The sequence below is a fragment of the Stenotrophomonas sp. GD04145 genome, assembly GCF_029835135.1.
GTDB classification, from domain to species: domain Bacteria; phylum Pseudomonadota; class Gammaproteobacteria; order Xanthomonadales; family Xanthomonadaceae; genus Stenotrophomonas; species Stenotrophomonas maltophilia_P.
Window position 1 is genome coordinate 40665 of record NZ_JAODZG010000019.1, and the last position, 21151, is coordinate 61815.

The window sequence follows — 21151 nt, forward strand, 5'->3', positions numbered from 1 at the left end:
GCATCCTGGCAAGGGGGGCTCGGACTGGCCCGGGGCTGGGATGCCGGCGCGGGCGCGCGATGGTGGGCGCGCCCTGCCGCGTGTTGCGAGGGTCAGCGGTAGTGGCGGGCGGCGCGCTGCATGACGATCTCGTCACGCATGCCTTCCAGTGCCATCAGCCTGACCTTGCCGACACCCTGCAGTTCCATGAACCGCTCGGTGTAGAACTCCGGCCCCAGCGCGGTGTCGGCGCGCGATTTGCTGAAGCCATAGGGCACCACGCCCTTCTCGCCATCCTTGCTACCACCGACATAGAGAACGATTGCCATGTGATGTATTCCTCCAAATTGCTACTGCTTACTGCACTCGATGAGCGATGCTGCGAGCCCATCGGAGAGGAGCTTACCGCGTCGTACCTGACTGGAACGTCACGCAGGCTAATGACGATCGGTTGCATGCAGATGACGGCGGGATCGCAGCAGAATGCTTACGCATCCTTAACTTCCAGCTAACGAATTTCCAAGGGAATTCCCGCCAACGGCGCCGCCCCTCGCGGGCGGTTGGGTGGCTTTCGGAAAGCCGGTTCACTGCGGGCTGGCCGGGTGGGTGGAACTGGCGGGGACGCCGTGAACCCGTCCCTGGGGGCTTAGCCGCGCCATCCATGGCGCGGATACCCCGCCAGCCCCACCCACCCGGCCGCTGACAGTTTGCTGCTGCGTCTACCACCTGCGGAAAAGAAAAAAGAAGAGCCGATCGCATTTCGTAGAGCCGAGCCCACGCTCGGCTGCTTTCAGGTCAGTCCACGAAGCCGAGCGCAGGCTCGGCTCTACACGAGCACGCGCAGCGGGCGACCCGCTTCTGCTGTTCTTTCTTCTTTTCCGTGGCTGGTGCAGGCCACAGCCCTCTGTCAGAGGGCGGTCGGGTTGGGGTCGCGGGGGTGTCCGCGGCATGGATGCCGCGGCCAGGACCGCGAACCCGACCCGACCGACCAGCCCGCCGGTTCTGCATCTAGCGACAAAGCATCGCTACCCACGAGGGGCTGTGCCGTTGGCTGCAGACTACGGCCACCAGCCGTGCCCGAACCGGGCGTAATGATCCGCCGCCCGCTCGAACGGGTTGCGCGCACTCACCCCGCCGCACAGCAGGTACACCGGCAGGTACAGCGGCCCCAGCACCAGGTACTGGTAGACGTGCGCGCGCTCATGGTCATCCAGCCGGATCAGCGGCTCCGCCCCCCACCCCGCCTGATGCGCATAGGTCCGGCACGGCATGGCCAGATCATGGCCGGTATGCAGGATCACGTTGCCCAGCGTGATCGCGCCGCCGGGCCCCCACGGCCAGCGATCGAACACCAGCGCGCACTCACGGCCGCTCCAGCGCACCGTCGCACCGCCCAGCAGCCCGGCCAGGCCTCCGACCAGGCCGATCAGCGAATTGGGAACGGTCCAGGCTGCACCCAGCACCTGCAAGGCACGCAGCCAGATCGGCCGGACCATGGCAGGACGGTTCAATCGGCCTCGTTGGGAATCAGCAGCCACAGGATCAGATAGACCAGGATGCCGGGGAATGCCGCCGATGCCAGCGACACCAGTACGAAGACCACCCGCAGCAGCGTGGAATTCCAGCCGAAGCGATGCGCGATGCCGCCCATCACCCCGGCGATCATCCGGTCGTTCAGCGAGCGCGACAACGTGCGGGGCGTGGTACTCATGGCGGATCCTCCTGGCAGTGCATAAAGCAGTCGAACAGGACTCGACTCTACACCGCCCCCCTGTCTACGGCGTGCGTTGGCGCAGCGCCTGCAGCCGGGCGCTGAACCATGCGGCCGACGCCTGCTCCGGTTGCCCGGGGCACTGGATGCGGTAGGCCTTGCCGCTCATGCTGCTCTGGGTAGCGGCGCGTTCGATGAACTGCTCGGCGCTGTCCACCAGGTCCTTCTTCAGCAGGTAGTCGTACTTGCGCTGCAGGTGCGCGCGCGCACTGCTGCCGTCGTACCAGCGGCCGTTGCGCTGGAAACGGCACTGGGAGCCGTCCAGGCTGGAGATCAGCTGCGCGATTTCGCCGCGCGCTACGGGGCCCGGGGCCGCAGGGGCCCATGCAGGGGTCAGCAGCAGCGCTGCAACCAGCAGTGATTTGTGCGACAGCATCCTTGGCTCCAGCCCGTCCAGAGCGCCTGAGACTAGCCCTTCCCATCCCGGGCCTTCAACCAGCCATCAATCGTGGCCGGCACTTCGCGCTGCGCCCGTCCGGACACATAGATTCCAATATGCCCCCCGCGGAAACTGGACTCGGTGTAGTCCTTCGTGCCCAGGCGCCCCCGCATCGCGCGCGACGCATCCGGTGGCACCAGATGGTCTTGTTCGGCATAGATGTTCAGCACGGGCAGGGTCACCTGCGACAGATCCACGGCTTCCTCGCCGATCCGCACCGTACCGCTCACCAGCGCGTTGTCCTGGTAGAACTGCTTGATGAAGTCGCGGAATGCCTCGCCCGCCAGATCCGGCGAATCGAAGATCCATTTCTCCATGCGCAGGAAATCCTCCAGCGCGGCCTTATCATCGAGGATGTCCAGCAGGCCCACGTACTTCTGCACGTTCAGGCGGAACGGCTTGAGCATCAGGTAACTGGCATTCATCAGGTCGGCCGGGATGTTGCCCAGCGTGTCCACCAGCAGGTCCACATCCACCTGCCGCGCCCAGTGCGAGAGCATGTTGTCGGCGGTGTGGAAATCAACGGGCGTCACCATGGTGATCAGCTTGCCCAGCTTCTGCCGGCGCAGCGCCGCATAGCACAGCGCGAACACACCGCCCTGGCAGATGCCGAGCAGGTCCACCGGGCCGCCGCTGCGCGCGCGCAGGGCATCCACCGCGCCCTCGATGTAGCGCAGCAGGTAGTCCTCCAGCGTCTGGAACCGTTCGGATCGATCCGGGTAGCCCCAGTCCAGCACGTACACGTCCTGCCCCAGTGCCAGCAGCTTCTGCACCAGCGAGCGATCGGCCTGCAGGTCAACCATGTAGGGGCGGTTGACCAGTGCGTAGACGATCAGCAGCGGCGTCCGCCGGATCGGTGCCTGTTCGCCGACGAAGCGATAGAGCACCACCTTGCCATCACGCCAGACTTCCTCGCGGGCGGTCACCCCGTAATCGACATCTTCCACCTGCGGCAGCAGCTTCAGCCCTTCCATCAGCTTGCGCTGCATGGCCAGGGTCTCCTGCATCAGATCATCGGCATTGAAGCCCAGAGGTCCCTTCATCGGTCATGTTTTCCGCGAGGAAGTACGGGAGGTCGCCTTCCTGGCTGGCGCACGCTTTGCAGCAGCCTTCTTGACTGCAGCCTTCGGCGCTGGCGCCGCCTTCTTCGCGGCCGCCCTGCGAGTGCCTGGCTTCACCCTGGCCGGGGCCGGCTGTGCGGCCGGATCCACCGTCGCCGTACCCGCCAGCACCGTCACCTGCGCCTGCAGGCGACGCAGGCTGCGCTCCAGCTCGGCAATGCGACGGTGCGCGGCATCCATTTCGGAACGGGTCGGCAGGCCGATCCGCTCGCTTACCTGCTCCACTTCGCGCTGCAGCCCAGCGCGCAGGCGCATCTGTGCGTTGCCGAGGTCGGCATAGACCTGCTGGAACGGCTCGGACAGGGCCACCTTGGCGTAAGCCTCTTCGGCCGCCTCGATCCACAGGTCGAACATCGCCCGCGCGCTGGTCAACTGGCTGCCGGGCTGCTCATGCTGGGCCAGCCGCTGCTCGAACAGGTCGAAGGCCTCGTCCAGCGCCTGCCGGATCTGTTCGACATAGGCGCGCGACTGCTGCTGGTAATCCTCCTGCGCGCGCAGCAGGGCCTGCCAGCGCGCCTGGTGTTCACGGCCGGGACCGAAGGCGGGGCTCTGCAGCCACGGGCCCGCCTGCAGCTGCCATTGCTGCAGCCAGTTGGCGAACTCCGGCAACGAACCGCCGGCCTGGGTGCTGCCGCGCGCGCCCTGCAGCATCCATTGCAGCAGGCCATCCCCCTGGCCCTGCACTGCCTCACGCCAGGCCTGTGCCACTTCTGCGCTGCTGGCATCGCGACCGGCGAAGCGGCTGGCGACCTCCTGCATCGTGCCGTACCAGCTGCCCGCCTGCTCGCGGAACCGGCGCACCGCGTCCTCCGGCGCTCCCGGCCCCTGCTCGGGCAGCATCTGGCTCCAGCCGTCAAACAGGCGCTGCCAGCTGCCCGCATCGCCGCTGCCCGGCGCACCGGCGGCGGAGGCGTGGCGCAGGGCATCGCCCCAAGCCCCGAAATACTGCCGGGCCAGAGTCTCGAAATCGCTGCTGCCGGCGTCATGGGCCGAACTGGTCATCGCAGGCCTCCGCAGGATGCCGTCATGGCTTGGGAATACGCAGGGTCTTGCTGATCATCAGCGACCCGGACAGGGCGAACAGCAGCACCATCGGATGCAACTGCCACGGACCCAGCTGCCATTGGCCAAGCCAGATGTCCGGGCCGATCGCGTCGGTACCCGCCGCGATCGCCAGCACGATCACCAGCACCAGGCTGGTCGGGATCGGGGTGCCCTCGAAAAACTTCACCTTGCCCTCGTCGCCGGCCAGCGCCTCGGCGGTCACGTTGTAGCGGGCCAGACGGCTGACGCCACAGCAGACGAAGTAGCTCAGTACCAGCCAGTCCCACCCGCCCTGCATGCCACAGGCATAGGCCAGCGCGGCCGGGGCCACGCCGAAGGAGATCACGTCGGACAGCGAATCCAGCTCGCGGCCCAGCGTCGAACTGGATTTGCGCCAGCGCGCGATGCGGCCGTCCAGCGCGTCGAAGATGAAGGCCAGCGGGATCAACGCCATGCCGAACAGCAGGTAGCCACGCTCGCCATCCTGCAGGAAGCGCATGGCGGCGAACACCGCGCCGGTGCCGCAGAAGGCGTTGGCCAGGGTGAACCAGTCCGCCAGCTGGAACTCGCGCAGCATCGAGAAGTGACGTTTCATGAAGTCTCACGGGGCATCAAGGGCCACAGGTTACCGCGAGCGCAGCCGCTGGCGACAGCACGGCCCGCGTTCCCCCTTCACCGGTCGCTCACGCATCGTCACCAGCGGTGAATTTTTCGCCACCCATCTTGACAGCCTAGGGGGGTGGCGCCTGTCGAGGCTTATCCACAAAGTTGCCCACGCGTAATCCACACCCCCTGTGGACAACCCGTTCTCACCGACTGCGACGGTGGACAATTGCTCATCACTTCTGGCGGGGTTTCCGCCCTTCCCAAGCCGGCTCTCTGGCGCTATGGTCAGCGGCGGACCCGCCGTCGCCACGTCCTGATCCCCTCACCGGACGATGCCGATGCTGGACGCAGCCACCCTGGCCGCTCAACTGCGGATGCCCCATGGCGACCACGCCCTGGACGTGGCCGACGCGATGAACCGCAGCAATGGCGGGCTCAACCAGGCCGCCATCCGCCTGCTCGCGACCGCTGCAGGCGAGAGCGTGCTGGAAATCGGCCCGGGCAATGGCGCGTTCGCGCCGCTGCTGCTGCAGGCGGCCAACAGCCGCTACCTCGGTATCGAACTGTCCACCGCCATGGTTGCGGCCGGCAACCAGCGACTGACCTCGGCCGGCCTGGGTGACCGCGCGGCGTTGCGCCATGGCGACGCCCACGCCCTGCCCGTCACCGATGCCTGCGTGGACGCGGCGCTGAGCGTAAACACCCTCTACTTCTGGCCGAACCTGGCGCCGGTGCTGGACGAACTGGCGCGGGTGCTGCGCCCTGGCGGCCGCCTGTGCCTGGCGTTCGGCGATGCCACCTTCATGCGCGGCCTGCCGTTTGCCTCGACCTTCCACCTGCACGAACTGGAGGCGGTGGAACGCGCGCTGCGGATCTCGGGCTTCCGTGTTTCGGCCTGGCGGGCACACCGTGAAACCGCGGAAGGCAACGATGGCCAGCAGCGCGAGAAGCACTTCCATCTGCTGCTGGCGCACCGGCAGTGATCGTTTTCCGTCGGGGATGGCCCGGCGCTACCTCAAGGATGCCGGCCCGGTAGCGCCGGGCCATGCCCGGCGGGCGCAGCGGCCAGGCGCCCAGGCGCTCAGCGGGCAATCCGGCGCCGCCAACCGGCGAAGCAGAACAGCTGCAGCACCAGCATCATCACCAGTCCCAGCGGCCAGGCCCACCACAGTCCCGCCAGGCCATGCCGCGCATGCAGCCAGGCCGCCAGCGGCAGTTCCAGCAGCACGATGGCCGCCATTCCGAGCAGCGCCGGCCACACGACCGTGCCGCTGCCGCGCATCACGCCCACCAGCACCGAGGCGCCGCCCATTGCCAGCACGCCCCAGGCCACCGTGCGCAGCTGCTCTGTCGCCAGCGCGCGTACGTCCGGTGCGTCCAGGATCAGGCCGACCAGCCACGGTGCCGACAGCATCACCAGCCCCACCACCGCAGCCAGCAGCCCGCCCCCCAGCCACGCACCGGTGCGGGCGATCGCAGGCAGCCGCGCCACGCGCCCTGCGCCCATCGCGTGCGCAGCCAGTACAGTGGCGGTGATGCCCAGCGACATCGCCGGCAGCTGCACCCAGCTCATCAGCTGGTTGACCGCGCCATAGGCGGCGGTCGCCAGGTAACCGTGCCGGTTGATCCAGCCCAGCAGTACGATTTCGGCAACGGCCAGGCTGAGCATCTGCAGCGACGACGGCACCCCGATCCGCAACATTGATCGCGCCGTGCCCGCATCCACGCGCACCGCACGCAGCAGATCACGATCGGGTGCCAGCGGATGCCCCTGTCGGCGCCAGCGCCACGACAGCCAGGCCAACGCCAGCGTGGAAGCCAGCACCGCGGAGAATGCGGCGCTGGCTGCTCCCATCCTCGGCAGGCCTGCAGCACCGACGATCAGCAAGGGTGTACACAGCAGGCCGATCAAGGTGGCGATCAGCAACGCGTGCAGCGGCGACATCGCATCGCCCACCGCGCGGCTGACCGACGTTGCCAGCCAGAGCAGGAAGATCACCGGCACGCCGCTCAGCATGATGCGCGCGTAGGCGATGGCCTCACCCAGGATCGGCGCCGGTGTGCCGAGCGCCTGCAGCAGCTGCGGTGCGAACAGGTTGCCGACCACCATCACCAGCAACGACACCGCCAGCATCAGTGCGATCGCCGTTCCGGCGACCCGCCGCACCCGCACCACATCACCGCACCCCCACGCCTGCCCGATCAGCACCGTGGCGCCCGTAGCCAGGCCCATTGCCAGGGCCAGCAACAGGAAGAACATCGGAAACACCGCTGCCGCTGCGGCCACCGCATGTGCACCGAGCAGGTGGCCGAGGTAGATGTTGTCGAGCGTCCCGGAGGCCAGCTGCAGAGCGTTGGTCAACAGCATCGGCAGCAACAACCCGAGATAGGCGCGCCACAGGGGGGGCGACACAGGCGCTGCGGACAGTGATAGGGGATTCATGGGCATTCCATGGGCAAAGCGTTGCGTTGCCCTGCCCGGCCAAGGGGCCAGCAGGAGACGCAGGTGGGAGGAGTAACGGCCCGCGGTCAGCGCGGCCGCTTGCATCTGCGGGGCGGCAGGTCAGTCGTCGGTGCTGCCGGCAGGTTCGTCGAAGGCCAGACGCAAAGCGTGGCTGCGTACGTCGACAGGCCAGCTTTCCAGCACAGCCTGCAGGCGCGCGCGGTCGTGCGCGAACAGCGCACGCGTGGCTTCCTCGAAGCCGGGCAGATCGCCGCCGATGGTCTGCAGGAAGTGATACGCGCGTTCGGCGTTGCGGCGCTGCCGGTCCAGATCGGCACTGGCCCGGCTGGCCGCTTCCACCAGCCGCCGCAGCGCCACCGAGGCGCCGCCCGGCTGTCCGGCCAGCCAGGTCCAATGACGCGGGAGCAGCGTGACCTCGCGCGCGACCACACCCAGTTTCGGTCGCCCGCGCCCGCGCGCCACCACCGGTTCATCGGTGGCCGCCGTCTGCACATCGGCGTCCGGGAGTGATGCCGGGAAGGCTTGGGCGATACGCGCCAGCAGCTGCGCGACGCTGCCACGCGTATCGAAATCCCGGGTCAGGCCGGTGGCGTTGTCGAACACCAGCAGCGGGCCGGCAGCCGCATCGGCACGCAGCTGCCTGAGCGCCAGCGCGGCGACGTCCGGCGTACCGGAAGCGACAAGTCGATGACCGTCGAAGCAGCTGAACGGCGGAAGGGGAGCATTGGACATGGCACGGGCACCGGGGCGATGCGGAAATATTACCCGGGCAATTTTATGGCGTCAATATCACCCGGGCATTAATCCGCACTGCCTCGACGCGGCTCACAGCCGGCTGAACGACCAGCTCTGCATGCGTCCGTCCTTGTACGGCATCACCCCGTGGAATGGACGCGGATCCGCATCGAACACCAGCGGCAGGAAATTGCGGTCGCCCTCCCACATCGGCAGCGTGTCGAGCTTGTCCAGGTCCACCCACTCCAACGTGCCCTCATGGTTACCGCCGTGCGGGCTGCCTTCAAAGCCGTCGATCACGAACACGAACCCGAACCAGTCCTCACCGTGCTTGCCGAAACCCGGCCAGCTGATGGTGCCGCGCAGACGCATCGAGGTACACGCGATGCCGGCTTCCTCTGCGATTTCGCGGCGCATGCCGGCTGCCACGTCCTCGCTCGGCTCGATCTTGCCCCCCAGGCCGTTGTACTTGCCCAGATGGTGGTCGCCGGGGCGGGTATTGCGATGGATCATCAGCACCTGGCGCCCGTCGGGCGAAAGCACATAGCCCAGGGTGGCGACGATCGGGGTATACGGCATGGCGGCATCCGGCGGCAGGTCAGCCCCGGATTATGGCCGATCAGCGCACCAGCGACAGGCGACGCTCGCCATCGGCTGCCGCGCTGCCGTCCGGATCGCGACGCAGGGTGGCCACGCCATGGCCACGCTCGGCCAGGTATTCCAGCCACTTGCCGAGGAAGGTGTTCATCCGCATGCGGTGGCTGATCAGTTCGGCCGGCGGCGGATACAGCCCCATGGTGTCCTGCCAGCGGCGGCCGACGTAGCAATGGGTGGTTTCAGCCTGGCGTGCGTCGCGGTACAGGCGCACATAGGCCGACGGGTCCGGCTCGCCGGTCACCGGGTCGGCCAGGTCGTAGGTCAGGCGCAGTTCGACGGTGTAGCGATGGCACTCGATCACGTCCAGACGCACATCCAGGCCATCACCCACCGAAGAGATGTAGCTGCCCGCAACCAGCTCGGCCGGTGCGAACAGACGCACCAGGTGCCGGTAGTTTTCCGCATACAGGCCCATGAGCCAGCTCAGCCGGCTCAGGCGGGGAATGCGTTCGGTTCGGGGCAAGGCTCGGGCCATGGGTCGATCCTACACGTTGGTGGTTCAACGTGGGGGCGGTTCACGCCGCAGCCAACCCACCGGCCGCGATCGTCCCTGTCCAGCCACGCGCCGACGGGTAGCGCCGGGGCATGCCCGGCGAGCACGCAGCGCAGCCATCAAGCGTGGCCCGGCATCGCCGGCGCCGCCGGGAGAGGATCAGTACATTTCGCGCTGCAGCCCCAGCGTGCCCAGCACCTTGCTGGAGATTTCCTCGATGGAGGTGTGCGTGGTGCTCAGGGTCGGAATCCTCTCCATGCGGAACATGGTCTCGGCCGCCGCCACTTCGCGCCGGCAGGTTTCCAGATTGGCGTAGCGTGAGTTCGGCCGGCGCTCCTGGCGGATCTGCTGCAGCCTGTCCGGGTCGATGGTCAGGCCGAACAGCTTGCGCCGGTAGTTGCGCAGCCGCGCCGGCAGGCGGTCGCTTTCCAGGTCTTCATCGGTCAGCGGATAGTTGGCTGCGCGCACTCCGTAGTGCAGGGCCAGGTAGATGCAGGTCGGGGTCTTGCCGGCCCGCGACACCGCCACCAGGATCACGTCGGCATCGTCGTAGTTCACCGCGATGCCGTCGTCATGGGTCAAGGCGAAGTTCATCGCATTGATGCGGCGGTGGTAGGTGTCGAAATCGACCATGCCGTGGGCCTGGCCGACCCGGGCCAGGCGCGGGCTGGACAGTTCCCGCTCCAGCGGCTCGATGAACGGCGCGAATACGTCCAGCATCAGCGCCCCGCTGTCGGCCAGGATCAGGCTCAGGCTCTGGTCCACGCAGGAGTTCACCACGATCGGCCGGACCTGGTAGCGCTCCCCCGCCGCCTGGATCCGGGCACAGGCTTCACGGGCCTTTTCAGGGTCATCGACGAACGACATGCGATCGGTAATGAAGCTGAACCCGGAGAACTGGGTCAGCAGGCTATGTCCAATGGTTTCAGCGGTGATACCGGTTCCATCGGAAACATAGAACACCGGGCGGATGGTCGACATGCGCGCTTTTACCCCCTACGAAGCCTAAAAAGGCCGCCAGCACAAGCTTGTGCCGACGGTACTCTGCCCGGCATCATATCGGCTTCTTCCTACGGACGCGGCCATTACAGCCCGCCTCGGGCGATGGCCAAACGGAGCATCGCGCTTGAACGAGAACATCCTGTGGTTGCACGAACTGCGTCTGGCCGACCTGGCCCGCGTAGGCGGCAAGAATTCGTCACTGGGCGAGATGATTGGCAATCTGGCCGGTCTGGGCGTGTCGGTGCCAGGCGGTTATGCCACCACCGCTGAAGCCTTCAAGGACTTCATCGCGCACAACGATCTGTCCAAGCGCATCTTCGACAAGCTGGCCACGCTGGACGTCGAGGACGTTACCGCGCTGACCGCGGCCGGCAAGGAAATCCGCAGCTGGGTGATCGATGCCCCGCTGCAGCCGCAGCTGGACCAGGACATCCGGGCCGCGTACGCCAAGCTGAGCGCCGAGAACGGTGGCGGCGACGTGGCCGTGGCGGTGCGCTCTTCGGCCACCGCCGAAGATCTGCCCGACGCCTCGTTCGCCGGCCAGCAGGAAACCTTCCTCAACGTCACCGGTGCCGACGATGTCGTGCACAAGGTCAAGGAAGTGTTCGCTTCGCTGTACAACGACCGCGCCATCGCCTACCGCGTACACCACGGCTTCAAGCATGAGGACGTGTTCCTGTCCGCCGGCGTGCAGCTGATGGTGCGCTCGGGCGTGGGTTCCTCCGGCGTGCTTTTCACCCTGGATACCGAATCGGGCTTCCGCGACGTGGTGTTCGTCACCTCGTCCTTCGGCCTGGGCGAAATGGTCGTGCAGGGCGCGGTCAACCCGGACGAGTACTACGTCTACAAGCCCACCCTGCAGGCCGGCAAGCCGGCGATCCTGCGCCGCTCGCTCGGCAGCAAGGCGATCCGCATGGTGTATTCGGACGTTCCCGGCGAGCGCGTCAGGATCGAGGACACTCCGGCCGAACTGCGCAACACCTTCTCGATCAGCGACGAGGACGTGCAGGAACTGGCCAAGCAGGCGCTGGTGATCGAAAAGCACTACGGCCGCCCGATGGATATCGAGTGGGCCAAGGACGGTGTCAGCGGCAAGCTGTTCATCGTGCAGGCGCGCCCGGAGACGGTGAAGTCGCGCAGCCACGCCACCCAGATCGAGCGCTTCGCGCTGACCGAGAAGGGCGGCAACGTGCTGGCTGAAGGCCGTGCCGTGGGCGCCAAGATCGGTTCGGGCGTGGCCCGCGTGGTGAAGACGCTGGACGACATGAACCGCGTGCAGCCGGGCGACGTGCTGATCGCCGACATGACCGACCCGGACTGGGAACCGGTGATGAAGCGCGCTTCGGCCATCGTCACCAACCGCGGTGGCCGTACCTGCCACGCCGCGATCATCGCCCGCGAGCTGGGCGTACCGGCCGTGGTCGGCTCGGGCAACGCCACCAAGGTCATCGAAGACGGCCAGCTGGTCACCGTCAGCTGTGCTGAAGGCGATACCGGCTTCATCTACGAAGGCAAGCTCGGCTTTGAGCGCACCACCACCGATCTGGGCAACATGCCGCCGGCTCCGCTGAAGATCATGATGAACGTGGCCAACCCGGAACGTGCCTTCGACTTCGGCCAGCTGCCGAACGCCGGCATCGGCCTGGCGCGCCTGGAAATGATCATCGCCAGCCACATCGGCATCCACCCGAACGCGCTGCTGGAGTACGACCGCCAGGACGCGGCAACGAAGAAGAAGATCGACGAGAAGATCGCCGGCTATGGCGACCCGGTCAGCTTCTACGTGGACCGACTGGCCGAGGGCATCGCCACCCTCACCGCGTCGGTCGCGCCGAACCCGGTGATCGTGCGCCTGTCGGACTTCAAGTCCAACGAGTACGCCAACCTGATCGGCGGCAGCAACTACGAGCCGCACGAAGAGAACCCGATGATCGGCTTCCGCGGCGCCAGCCGTTATGTCGATCCGAGCTTCTCGGCCGCCTTCGCGCTGGAGTGCAAGGCCGTGCTGCGCGTGCGCAACGAAATGGGCCTGGACAACCTGTGGGTCATGATTCCGTTCGTGCGCACCCTGGAAGAAGGCCGCAAGGTGGTGGAAGTCCTCGCCCAGAACGGCCTGAAGCAGGGCGAGAACGGCCTGAAGATCATCATGATGTGCGAAGTGCCGTCCAACGCGCTGCTCGCCGATGAGTTCCTGGAAATCTTCGACGGCTTCTCGATCGGCTCCAACGACCTGACCCAGCTCAGCCTGGGCCTGGACCGCGACTCGTCGATCGTCGCCCACCTGTTCGACGAACGTAACCCGGCCGTCAAGAAACTGCTGTCGATGGCGATCAAGTCGGCACGGGCCAAGGGCAAGTACGTCGGCATCTGTGGCCAGGGCCCGTCCGATCACCCGGACCTGGCCGAATGGCTGATGCAGGAAGGCATTGAATCGGTGTCGCTGAACCCGGACACCGTGGTGGATACCTGGCTGCGCCTGGCCAAGCTGAAGGCCAGCGCATGATGCGTTGAAGGCTGCAGGCTGACGTCGTTTTCATCGACGCCTGCCCATACTGCTGCTGCATGCAAGCCCCGCCTCTGCGGGGCTTGCTGTTTCTGGCGTGCTCGCACGCCCTGCCCTGCCCTGGCCCCCCCCCTTTCGCAGCAGAGGACCACCCGCATGATCGCCGCCGCACCCGCTACGCCCGCCACGTCATCCTGGTTCCACACCTTGAACTGGGAGCGACTGCTGGAGACCTATGGCGTGCCACTACTGGCCGCCATCGTGGTGCTGCTGGTCGGCCTGTGGGTGGCACGCCGCCTGTCCAACGCGATGCCGCGCGCGACCGCGCGAATGGGCGCCGACCCGATGCTGGGCAGCTTCCTGCGCAACGTGGTGTATGCGGCGTCGCTGGTGATCGTGGTGGTGCTGGCCATCGGCACGCTGGGCGTAAAGATCACCCCGCTGCTGGCCGTGCTCGGTACTGCAGGCCTGGCCGTTGGCCTGGCGCTGAAGGATTCGCTGTCCAACATCGCTTCAGGCGTGATGCTGGTGACCCTGCGCCCGTTCCGCGTGGGCGATGTGGTGACGGTCGCCGGCCAGACCGGCACGGTACGCGAAGTGCGCATTTTCCAGACCGTCATCACCGGCGCTGACAACCAGCACACCACCATTCCGAACACCCTGATCACCGCGGCGCCGATCATCAACCTCACGGCCGAACCGACCCGTCGCGTCGAGCTGGTGGTCGGCATCGGCTACGACGACGACATCCAGCTGGCGCGCGATACCGCCCTCGCGCTGATGAAAGCCGACCCCCGCGTACTTCAGACGCCGGTGCCGGACGTGGTGGTCTACGAGCTGGGCGCGCACGCGATCAATCTGGGCATCCGCTGCTATGTGAAGTCGGCCGACTGGTTCGGCACGAAGGTGACGCTGCTCGAGCAGATCAAGCTGGGCTACGACAAGGCTGGTATCAACATTCCTTACCCGCAGCAGGACATGCATCTGTACCTGCACGGCAAGGACGGTGGCGTGGTCGAGGCCGACGCGCTGGTGCGCGACACGCCCTGACCGCCGCGCCTCATCCCGCGCTGCGCGCTCGCCGGGCATGGCCCGGCGTTACCTGCTCGACCGGTCGGCACGGGTAGCGCCGGGCCATGCCCGGCGGATGCGGAATCAGGCAGCGACGCTCTTTTCCAGCGTCGGGTAATCGGTGAAGCCCACCGCCCCGCCTCCGAAGAACGTCGCGCGGTCCGGCAGGTTCAGTTCCGAACCTTGGCGCAGCCGCTCCGGCAGGTCCGGGTTGGCGATGAAGGGCCGGCCGAAACCAATCAGGTCAGCCCAGCCTTCGGCCAGTGCCTGCTCGGCGCGCGCGGCGGTGTACTTGCCGGCGTAGATCAGTGTGCCCGGATAGACCATGCGCAGCGCCTGCTTGAATGCCAGCGGCATCGGTGGTGCGTCGTCCCAGTCGGCTTCGGCGATGTGCAGGTAGCCCACGCCCAGCCCGCCCAGCAGGTGCGCGGCCGCCAGATAGGTGGCCTGCGGCGTATCGTCCACCGCCCCCTGCAGCGTGGTCAGCGGCGCCAGGCGCACCCCCACCCGGTCGCCGCCCGCCACCGCGACCACCGCCCGCGTCACCTCACGCAGGAAGCGCAGCCGGTTCTGCAGCGCGCCACCATAGCCATCGGTGCGCTGGTTGGCCTGCGAATCGATGAACTGGTTGATGAGATAGCCATTGGCCCCATGCAGCTCGACCCCGTCAAAGCCCGCCGCCAATGCATTGCGTGCCGCCTGCGCGTAGTCCTCCACGATGCCTGGAATCTCGTCCTCGCGCAGGGCGCGCGGCATCGAGTGCTGGATCATCTCGCCGACGCCGGCCTCCGGGCCGGCACCGGTCGGGTCAACGAACACCTTCACGCCTTCGGCCAGCAGTGCCGACGACGACACCGGCGCCTCACCGTTCGGCTGCAGGGCAACATGCGAAACACGCCCCACGTGCCACAGCTGCGCATAGATGCGCCCGCCGGCCGCGTGCACCGCATCGGTGACCTGGCGCCACCCCTGTACCTGTTGCGGACTATGGATGCCCGGGGTCCAGGCATAGCCCTGGCCCTGCGGGCTGATCTGGGTGCCTTCGCTGATGATCAGGCCGGCGCCGGCACGTTGCGCGTAGTACGCCGCCATTTCGGCGGTGGCAACATTGCCGTGGGCCGCACGCGAACGGGTCATCGGCGGCATCACGATGCGGTTGGGCAGGGTCAGTGCGCCCAGGCGGTGGGGAGTGAACAGCATGTCGGCCATCTCTTGCGGGGGAGTGCCGCAAAGAATGGGGATGGCGCCCGCCGGGCAACAGGCATGGACTGGCAAAACAGTTGTTCCGCCGGGGCAATGATAGGCTCGCCCGCGGTCTCGCCCGGGGTCAGATCCCTTTGCACGGCAAAGGGATCTGACCCCGACACCGGTTACAGCGTCGGCTCGATCAGGGCGCCGCCATGCGCCACGCGGTCATAGCAGGTGCGCACTACATCCTCACCGTACTTGCGCTCCAGCCGGCGCACGATGAAGTGACCGCGTGCCATGTCCTGGTAGTAGTCGGTGAACATGGTGTTGAGCGTGGCGCCGGCGGCAGCACCCACGATGGGGACCGCCTGCGCGGCGAACTTCTCGGTCACCACCACACCGAAACGCGCGGCGACCTTCTCCACCAGCTTGGCCAACAGCTTGCCGGCCTCCTTCGGGGCCACGCCCAGGGTGAGGTCGCGGCCGGTCACCACGCGGCCGGCCAGCTCGGCCGACAGGTGGCGCATCACATCGGTGGTGAAGCCGCGGGCCAGGTAGTAGCCGGTCTCGCTGGCGTCGTCGCGCGGCGAATTGCCGCCCAGCGCGAACACCTCCAGACAGGCCTGGCGGGTGCTGAACTCGGACAGGTCGAAGCCTTCGCTGCGCGCCACATCGGCCACGGCGCGCATCATGATGGTGGTCGACACCGGCAGTTCGATGAACAACGCGGCAAAACCGAAGGCACCGCCGACCGCGCCGGACGTTGCGGCAGCCACCTTGTGCCAGCGGGTGGATGCGCCCTTGCCGGGTGAATTGTCCATGCTCCACAGCGCAGCCTGCGCGGATTTCGACAGCGCCGCCTGCACCGCGCCGTGGATGCGGCTGGACACCGACGTCGGCAGGGCCTTCACTGCGAACTCCAGCGGCGTGCCGACCAGGTTGGCCATGCGCGCGGTCAGGGTCGGCGCCTCCAGCAGTGCCACCGCCCGCTGCAGGTCGGACCAGTCGCGGGCGTCGTGGGCGATATCGCGCGGCAGCAGGATCGGCTCGTTCATGGGCCGATAGTAGCGCCACGCGGTTGAACGATGGGTAGCGCCGGGCCATGCCCGGCGTCGTCGTTCAGGCAGTCGGCAACCCTGAAAGCGCGCCCATGAACCGGCGATAGTGGCGCAGCTCGTTGATCGAATCATGCACGTCGCTGAGTGCGGTATGGCTGCTGTTCTTGCCGACGCCAGCGGCCACGCCCGGCGCCCAGCGCCTGGCCAGTTCCTTCACCGTGGACACATCCAGGTTGCGGTAGTGGAAGTACTTCTCCAGGCGCGGCATCTGCCGGTGCAGGAAGCGGCGATCCTGGCAGATCGAATTGCCGCACATCGGCGACAGGCCAGCCGGAATCCACTCCGCCAGGAAATTCACCGTCTGCGCCTCGGCCTGGGCAAGGGTCACGCTGCTGTCCAGAACGCGCTGCCACAGGCCGGAACGACGATGCTGGTTGCGGTTCCACTCGTCCATCGCCTCCAGCGTCTCCAGCGGATGATGGATGGCGAATTCCGGTCCTTCGGCCAGCACGTTGAGCTGGGCATCGGTCACTACGGTGGCGATCTCGATGATCGAATCGTTGTCGGTATCCAACCCGGTCATTTCCAGGTCGATCCAGATCAATCGCTCGTTGGCCGCGCCGTTCTCCACCATCGTGTCGTCTCGCTGCAGGGCTGGCCCGCGGGCCGCCGGAAAAGGAAAGGGGCGCCCATCATACCCTTTCGCTGCTCATCCCTCGTCCGCCGGGCGTTCCAGCAACAGGGGCGGCTTGCCGCGCTTGGCGCGGAAGTAGTTGGTCAGCCGCGTGCTCGCCTCCTTGGCCAGCACCCCGCCGTGGATCTCCACGCGGTGGTTGTGGCGCGCGTCGCCCAGCAGGTCGAACACACTGCCACAGGCACCGGTCTTCGGGTCGCTGGCACCGTAGACCAGCCGCGACACGCGCGCATGCACGATTGCCATCGCGCACATCGCGCAGGGCTCCAGCGTCACGTACAACGTGCTGCCCAGCAGCCGATGGTTGGCCAGCGCCTTGCCGCCGGCACGCATCGCAACGATCTCGGCGTGCGCGCTGGGGTCGTGCGAAGCGATATTGAGGTTCCAGCCCTCCCCCAGCAGCTGGCCGTCCGCACCGACCAGCACCGCACCGACCGGGATCTCGTCGAACTCGCGCTGCGCGCGCTCGGCCAGCGCCAACGCATGGCGCATCCATTGTTCGTCGGCGTCGTGCACCGGTACACCCGGGGCGTCGGTCATGGCAGTTTCCGTGAGGCGGCGGAGCTCAGGCGCACAGTGTAACGCCGGGCTGCGCAGCGGAAGCCAGAAGAGGTCATACTGCGTTGCCTGCCCGCTTCACGCTCCCGCCCATGACCACCCTGCGCCCCTCGCGCGCCGATGACGGTGCCGCACTTGTCGACCTGTGGCGCCGCGCCGTCGACGCCACCCACGACTTCCTCAGCCCTGAAGACCGCCTGGCCATCGATGCCGAAGTGGCTGGTTTCCTGCCCCAGGCGCCGACCACCGTGGCCGTGGATGCAGATGATCGTCCTCTGGGCTTCATGTTGATCGACGGGACGCATCTGGAAGCCTTGTTCATCGACCCGGACGTGCGCGGCACCGGCATCGGCCGTCAGCTGCTGCAGCACGCACTGGCCCTGCATCCGCAGCTGAGCACCGACGTCAATGCGCAGAATGCGCAGGCAGTGGGGTTCTACCTGCGCATGGGCTTCATCGAGACCGGCCGCTCAGCGCTGGATTCACAGGGCCGTCCGTATCCGCTGATCCATCTTCGGCACGCGGGCTGAACGCCCGCGATCAGTTGGTCGCTTCGAACGCCCGGGAGTAGCGCACCTCTCCCTGCGCCAGTGGCGGCTGCAGGCACAGCGCCTGGAAGTACTCGGCAGGAACGCCCGGCAGCACCAGCCCCGGCTCGGCGCGGAAGCCGAAACGACCGTAGTACTCCGGCTCGCCCAGCAACACGCAGCCTCGCGCGTGCTGCTGGCGAAGGGCCTCGATGGCCGCGCGCATCAATGCGGCACCGATGCCCTGCCCCTGTCGCTCCGGCAGCACCGAGATCGGGCCCAGGCCGTACCAGCCGCTGCTGCCGTCGGACACCGACACCGGCGACACGGCTACATGGCCGAGCAGCCGCTCTTCGTGCACCGCCAGCAGCGAAACCGACAGCTCGCCGCGGGCACGCAGTGCGTCAACGATGAACTGCTCGGTGTGGCTGCTGTGCTCGGCCGTGGCAAAGGCCGCGGCCGTCAGCGCATGGATGCCGTCAACGTCGGCGGGTGTTTCAGGACGGATGAGAAAGCTCACAGAGCACCTCGTTCAGTGCGGCAGACCCGGCCAGCGGGCCCGCACAAAGTGAGAAGGTTCGATACGACGCGCGGACGACACTCTCCAACATGAAAAACCACGCTCGGCAGGCGCCTGCGTGCTGCAGGCGCGCGCACGTTATCCAGCCCCCTGCGGCGGGTCAATCTCGGCGCCAGCGCGATTGGGCGATAATCCAGCCTCCAGCAGCAGGAGGCAACGATGGACTGGGTCGTACAGGCGCGCGCATTGGCAAGCGAAGCCCATACCGGGCAACAGGACAAGGCCGGACGGCCCTACATCGAACATGTCGCGCGAGTGGCGGCCGCAATCCATGACGACGACACGGCGAAGGCGGCCGCGTGGCTGCACGACGTGGTGGAGGATTGCCCAGAGTACGCGCCCCGGCTGGCGGCCTTTCCGGCGCCGATCCGGGACATCGTGACCCTGCTCAACCGGCACAGCGCTGCCGACGCCCAGCATTACTACGCAGGCATCCGCCAGCACCCACGGGCATTGAAGGTGAAGCTGGCCGACATCGCCGACAACGCCCATCCACGCCGGTTGCTGCAGCTGCCGCCGGAGGTGGCCAACCGCCTGCGTGGCAAGTACGCCGCCGCATTGGCCGCCCTCGGTAGCCGCAGCGCATCCACGGACGTGCCGGACCCGGCAGCCGCCCGCCTGCTGTCGTTGATGGAGGCGGCGCGCACGCTGGTTCAGCTGGCTGACGAGGCCGGTGCAGGCGCTCCTGCCAACTGCGACGATTCCCCCACGCAGGCGCAGGCGCTGATCAGGGTGCGTGACATCGTGCTTGCCGAACTCGAAGCGCAGATGACGCCGGAAGCGTTCCTTCTCTGGAGCGACATGTACGTGCTGGCCTGACCCGCCTCGGGGCGCGGTCGGCACCACCTGCCAAACGCTGATTCTTGGCAGCCGGCGATGACCCCTGTTGCGGTGCAGCAGTACAATAGCCTGCTCCCCCGCCCCCTGCGCCCCCGCATGAGCCCCAATTCCTCCCTGGCCGCGCAGCTGACGCCCCGCCAGCGCACCCTGATCATCCTCGCCCTGTCGCTCGGCGGCTTTGCCATCGGTACCAGCGAGTTCGCCAGCATGGGCCTGATGCTGGAAATCAGTCGTGGCCTGTCGATCACCGAAACACAGGTCGGCCATCTCATCAGCGCCTACGCCATCGGCGTGGTGGTCGGTGCACCGGTCCTGGCGTTTGTCGGCGCCAGCTTCCCACGCCGTCGCCTGCTGCTGGCGCTGATGGGCTTCTATGCAGTCGGCAATCTGGCCAGCGCGCTGGCACCGAACTACGCCACCATGCTCATCGCGCGCTTCGTCGCGGGTCTTCCGCATGGCGCTTACTTTGGCGTGGCGATGCTGGTAGCGGCGGCGATCAGCCCGGCCGGCCAGCGCGGCCAGGCGATGTCGCGCGTGCTGCTCGGCCTGTCCATCGCCATCCTGATCGGCAACCCGCTCACCACCTGGCTGGGCCAGCAACTGAGCTGGCGTACGGCGTTTGCGCTGGTCACCCTGCTGGCCATTGCCACCGTTGCGATGATCGCGCGCTTCCTGCTGCCCGACCCGGAGGAGGTGCGCACCTCGCCGATGCGCGAGCTGCGCGCCTTCAACACCACGCAGGTATGGCTGGCACTGGCCATCGGTGCGGTCGGATTCGCCGGCATGTTCTGTGTGTTCACCTATCTTGCGCCGACCCTGGTGCAGGTGACCGGGGTTGCCGAATCGTGGATGCCGCTCGCCGTGGGTGTGTTCGGCATCGGCGCCATCATCGGCAACATCGCCGGCGGCTGGCTGGTGGACAGATTCCACTTCAAGGCCGCCGCGCTGGTACTGGCGTGGTCGATCGTGATGCTGCTGCTGTATCCGCTGGCTGCGCAGTCGGTGTGGACCATCGGCCCGATGATCATCACCGTGGGCACCATGGGTGCGCTCGCCGCCGTGCTGCAGACCCGCCTGATGGATGTGGCGGGAGAAGCGCAGACGCTGGCTGCGGCCTCCAACCATGCCGCGTTCAACACCGCCAACGCGCTGGGGCCGTGGCTGGGTGGCATGGCCATCAGCGCCGGCTTCAGTCCCGCCACCACCGGCTATGTCGGCGCAGCCACGGCCTTCGGTGGCTTGCTGCTGTGGTGCGTAGCGGTGATGCTGGAAAAGAACCGCGCACGCACGGTCGCCCGCAGTCACTGACACTGCTGTCCTGCGGCCGTCCCGCAGCGCCGCACGCGGCAGGCAGGCCTGCGGCGGCCGCCGACGGGACTACACATGGCGTGGATATCCGTTCGGGCAGACTTCGATCAACACCCCCTGGTCGATCGTCCGGACCGCAATGCCTCCCCGCCGTGCCCCTGCCCACCATGACGCGGTCGCCCTGCAGGCCGGCGTGCTGGGCAGTGTGCTGGGTATCGCGCTGTTCAAGGCGTCCGCCCTGTCAGCCATTGCTGCAGGGTCACTGATGACCATCGGCCTGTGGCTGCTCACCTGCGTCCTGCTGGCGGCCTGGGCCCTGGCCGCCTGCCTGGCCTGCCTGGCCTTGAGCCGACGGGTCTTCATGCTGATGCTCGCGCTGTCCGCACTGTTCATGATCTGCGTCGCGTAGCCCGCAGATGCCACAACCGCAGAGTATCGCCACACTTGTTATTGAATAACAAGTGCAGGCAGACCGATTGCGTCGGCACGGGGTCACATCATTGAATTAGGCAC

Annotated in this window: 24 protein-coding genes; 7 read left to right on the plus strand and 17 right to left on the minus strand. The window is 67.2% G+C overall.

The window, feature by feature from the left end:
- Positions 1-92: 92 nt before the first annotated feature.
- The 7 genes from N7367_RS11445 to N7367_RS11475 all read right to left on the minus strand — a co-directional run bounded on the left by N7367_RS11445 (position 93) and on the right by N7367_RS11475 (position 4949).
- Positions 93-308: a hypothetical protein gene (locus N7367_RS11445; RefSeq protein WP_005410085.1), complete on the minus strand. Its 216-nt coding sequence runs from the start codon at positions 306-308 to the stop codon at positions 93-95.
- Between the two features lie 729 nt (positions 309-1037).
- Positions 1038-1475, minus strand: a complete 438-nt coding sequence (locus N7367_RS11450; RefSeq protein ID WP_053517890.1) for a hypothetical protein — start codon at positions 1473-1475, stop codon at positions 1038-1040.
- A gap of 11 nt (positions 1476-1486) precedes the next feature.
- Positions 1487-1690: a PspC domain-containing protein gene (locus N7367_RS11455; RefSeq protein ID WP_053517889.1), complete on the minus strand. Its 204-nt coding sequence runs from the start codon at positions 1688-1690 to the stop codon at positions 1487-1489.
- Positions 1691-1754: 64 nt separating this feature from the next.
- Positions 1755-2126, minus strand: a complete 372-nt coding sequence (locus tag N7367_RS11460) for a YfeK family protein (RefSeq protein ID WP_053517888.1) — start codon at positions 2124-2126, stop codon at positions 1755-1757.
- A gap of 32 nt (positions 2127-2158) precedes the next feature.
- Positions 2159-3232 (minus strand): class III poly(R)-hydroxyalkanoic acid synthase subunit PhaC, encoded by a 1074-nt coding sequence (gene phaC, locus N7367_RS11465; RefSeq protein ID WP_279942420.1) that lies wholly within the window; start codon positions 3230-3232, stop codon positions 2159-2161.
- Positions 3233-3235: 3 nt separating this feature from the next.
- Positions 3236-4312, minus strand: a complete 1077-nt coding sequence (gene phaE, locus N7367_RS11470) for a class III poly(R)-hydroxyalkanoic acid synthase subunit PhaE (RefSeq protein WP_279942421.1) — start codon at positions 4310-4312, stop codon at positions 3236-3238.
- A gap of 22 nt (positions 4313-4334) precedes the next feature.
- Positions 4335-4949, minus strand: coding sequence for a CDP-alcohol phosphatidyltransferase family protein (locus tag N7367_RS11475; RefSeq protein WP_053517884.1), 615 nt, complete (start codon positions 4947-4949; stop codon positions 4335-4337).
- Positions 4950-5292: 343 nt separating this feature from the next.
- On the opposite strand from N7367_RS11475, the gene N7367_RS11480 reads away from it, so the two are divergent.
- The gene (locus N7367_RS11480; RefSeq protein ID WP_279942422.1) at positions 5293-5943 is read left to right on the plus strand and encodes a class I SAM-dependent methyltransferase; all 651 of its coding nucleotides are present in this window, start codon (positions 5293-5295) and stop codon (positions 5941-5943) included.
- A gap of 98 nt (positions 5944-6041) precedes the next feature.
- Here N7367_RS11480 and N7367_RS11485 read toward each other — a convergent pair whose 3' ends face one another.
- The 5 genes from N7367_RS11485 to N7367_RS11505 all read right to left on the minus strand — a co-directional run bounded on the left by N7367_RS11485 (position 6042) and on the right by N7367_RS11505 (position 10290).
- Entirely contained in the window at positions 6042-7403 is a 1362-nt protein-coding gene (locus tag N7367_RS11485; protein ID WP_279942423.1) for an MATE family efflux transporter, read from the minus strand.
- 120 nt (positions 7404-7523) lie between these two features.
- Entirely contained in the window at positions 7524-8156 is a 633-nt protein-coding gene (locus N7367_RS11490; RefSeq protein ID WP_279942424.1) for a DUF2239 family protein, read from the minus strand.
- Between the two features lie 93 nt (positions 8157-8249).
- Positions 8250-8738 carry an 8-oxo-dGTP diphosphatase gene (locus tag N7367_RS11495; RefSeq protein ID WP_053517878.1) on the minus strand — a complete coding sequence of 163 codons (489 nt, stop codon included), beginning with the start codon at positions 8736-8738 and terminating at the stop codon, positions 8250-8252.
- 40 nt (positions 8739-8778) lie between these two features.
- On the minus strand, positions 8779-9291 hold the full coding sequence (locus N7367_RS11500) for a DUF1249 domain-containing protein (RefSeq protein ID WP_053517876.1): 513 nt from the start codon (positions 9289-9291) through the stop codon (positions 8779-8781).
- A gap of 177 nt (positions 9292-9468) precedes the next feature.
- On the minus strand, positions 9469-10290 hold the full coding sequence (locus tag N7367_RS11505; protein WP_053517875.1) for a pyruvate, water dikinase regulatory protein: 822 nt from the start codon (positions 10288-10290) through the stop codon (positions 9469-9471).
- A gap of 145 nt (positions 10291-10435) precedes the next feature.
- On the opposite strand from N7367_RS11505, the gene ppsA reads away from it, so the two are divergent.
- Both ppsA and N7367_RS11515 read left to right on the plus strand, forming a co-directional pair.
- Entirely contained in the window at positions 10436-12814 is a 2379-nt protein-coding gene (ppsA, locus tag N7367_RS11510; protein ID WP_279942425.1) for a phosphoenolpyruvate synthase, read from the plus strand.
- 156 nt (positions 12815-12970) lie between these two features.
- Positions 12971-13864, plus strand: coding sequence for a mechanosensitive ion channel domain-containing protein (locus N7367_RS11515; protein ID WP_065175325.1), 894 nt, complete (start codon positions 12971-12973; stop codon positions 13862-13864).
- A gap of 105 nt (positions 13865-13969) precedes the next feature.
- Here N7367_RS11515 and N7367_RS11520 read toward each other — a convergent pair whose 3' ends face one another.
- The 4 genes from N7367_RS11520 to tadA form a co-directional block, all read right to left on the minus strand.
- Positions 13970-15085, minus strand: a complete 1116-nt coding sequence (locus N7367_RS11520) for an alkene reductase (protein WP_279942426.1) — start codon at positions 15083-15085, stop codon at positions 13970-13972.
- 170 nt (positions 15086-15255) lie between these two features.
- Positions 15256-16128 carry an EcsC family protein gene (locus tag N7367_RS11525; protein ID WP_053517871.1) on the minus strand — a complete coding sequence of 291 codons (873 nt, stop codon included), beginning with the start codon at positions 16126-16128 and terminating at the stop codon, positions 15256-15258.
- 64 nt (positions 16129-16192) lie between these two features.
- Entirely contained in the window at positions 16193-16765 is a 573-nt protein-coding gene (orn, locus tag N7367_RS11530; RefSeq protein ID WP_053517870.1) for an oligoribonuclease, read from the minus strand.
- A 75-nt stretch (positions 16766-16840) separates the two neighbouring features.
- Positions 16841-17365: a tRNA adenosine(34) deaminase TadA gene (gene tadA / locus N7367_RS11535; protein WP_180877036.1), complete on the minus strand. Its 525-nt coding sequence runs from the start codon at positions 17363-17365 to the stop codon at positions 16841-16843.
- Between the two features lie 110 nt (positions 17366-17475).
- On the opposite strand from tadA, the gene N7367_RS11540 reads away from it, so the two are divergent.
- Positions 17476-17913 carry an acetyltransferase gene (locus N7367_RS11540; RefSeq protein ID WP_065182778.1) on the plus strand — a complete coding sequence of 146 codons (438 nt, stop codon included), beginning with the start codon at positions 17476-17478 and terminating at the stop codon, positions 17911-17913.
- A gap of 10 nt (positions 17914-17923) precedes the next feature.
- On the opposite strand, the gene N7367_RS11545 is transcribed toward N7367_RS11540, so the two are convergent.
- Entirely contained in the window at positions 17924-18430 is a 507-nt protein-coding gene (locus tag N7367_RS11545) for an N-acetyltransferase (RefSeq protein ID WP_279942427.1), read from the minus strand.
- A gap of 219 nt (positions 18431-18649) precedes the next feature.
- On the opposite strand from N7367_RS11545, the gene N7367_RS11550 reads away from it, so the two are divergent.
- From N7367_RS11550 to N7367_RS11560, 3 genes are all read left to right on the plus strand, one after another.
- Entirely contained in the window at positions 18650-19309 is a 660-nt protein-coding gene (locus N7367_RS11550) for an HD domain-containing protein (protein WP_279942428.1), read from the plus strand.
- A gap of 117 nt (positions 19310-19426) precedes the next feature.
- Positions 19427-20638 (plus strand): MFS transporter, encoded by a 1212-nt coding sequence (locus N7367_RS11555; RefSeq protein ID WP_053517900.1) that lies wholly within the window; start codon positions 19427-19429, stop codon positions 20636-20638.
- Positions 20639-20777: 139 nt separating this feature from the next.
- Complete coding sequence (locus N7367_RS11560) at positions 20778-21047, plus strand: hypothetical protein (RefSeq protein WP_065176253.1); 270 nt, start codon at positions 20778-20780, stop codon at positions 21045-21047.
- The last annotated feature ends 104 nt before the right edge of the window (positions 21048-21151 follow it).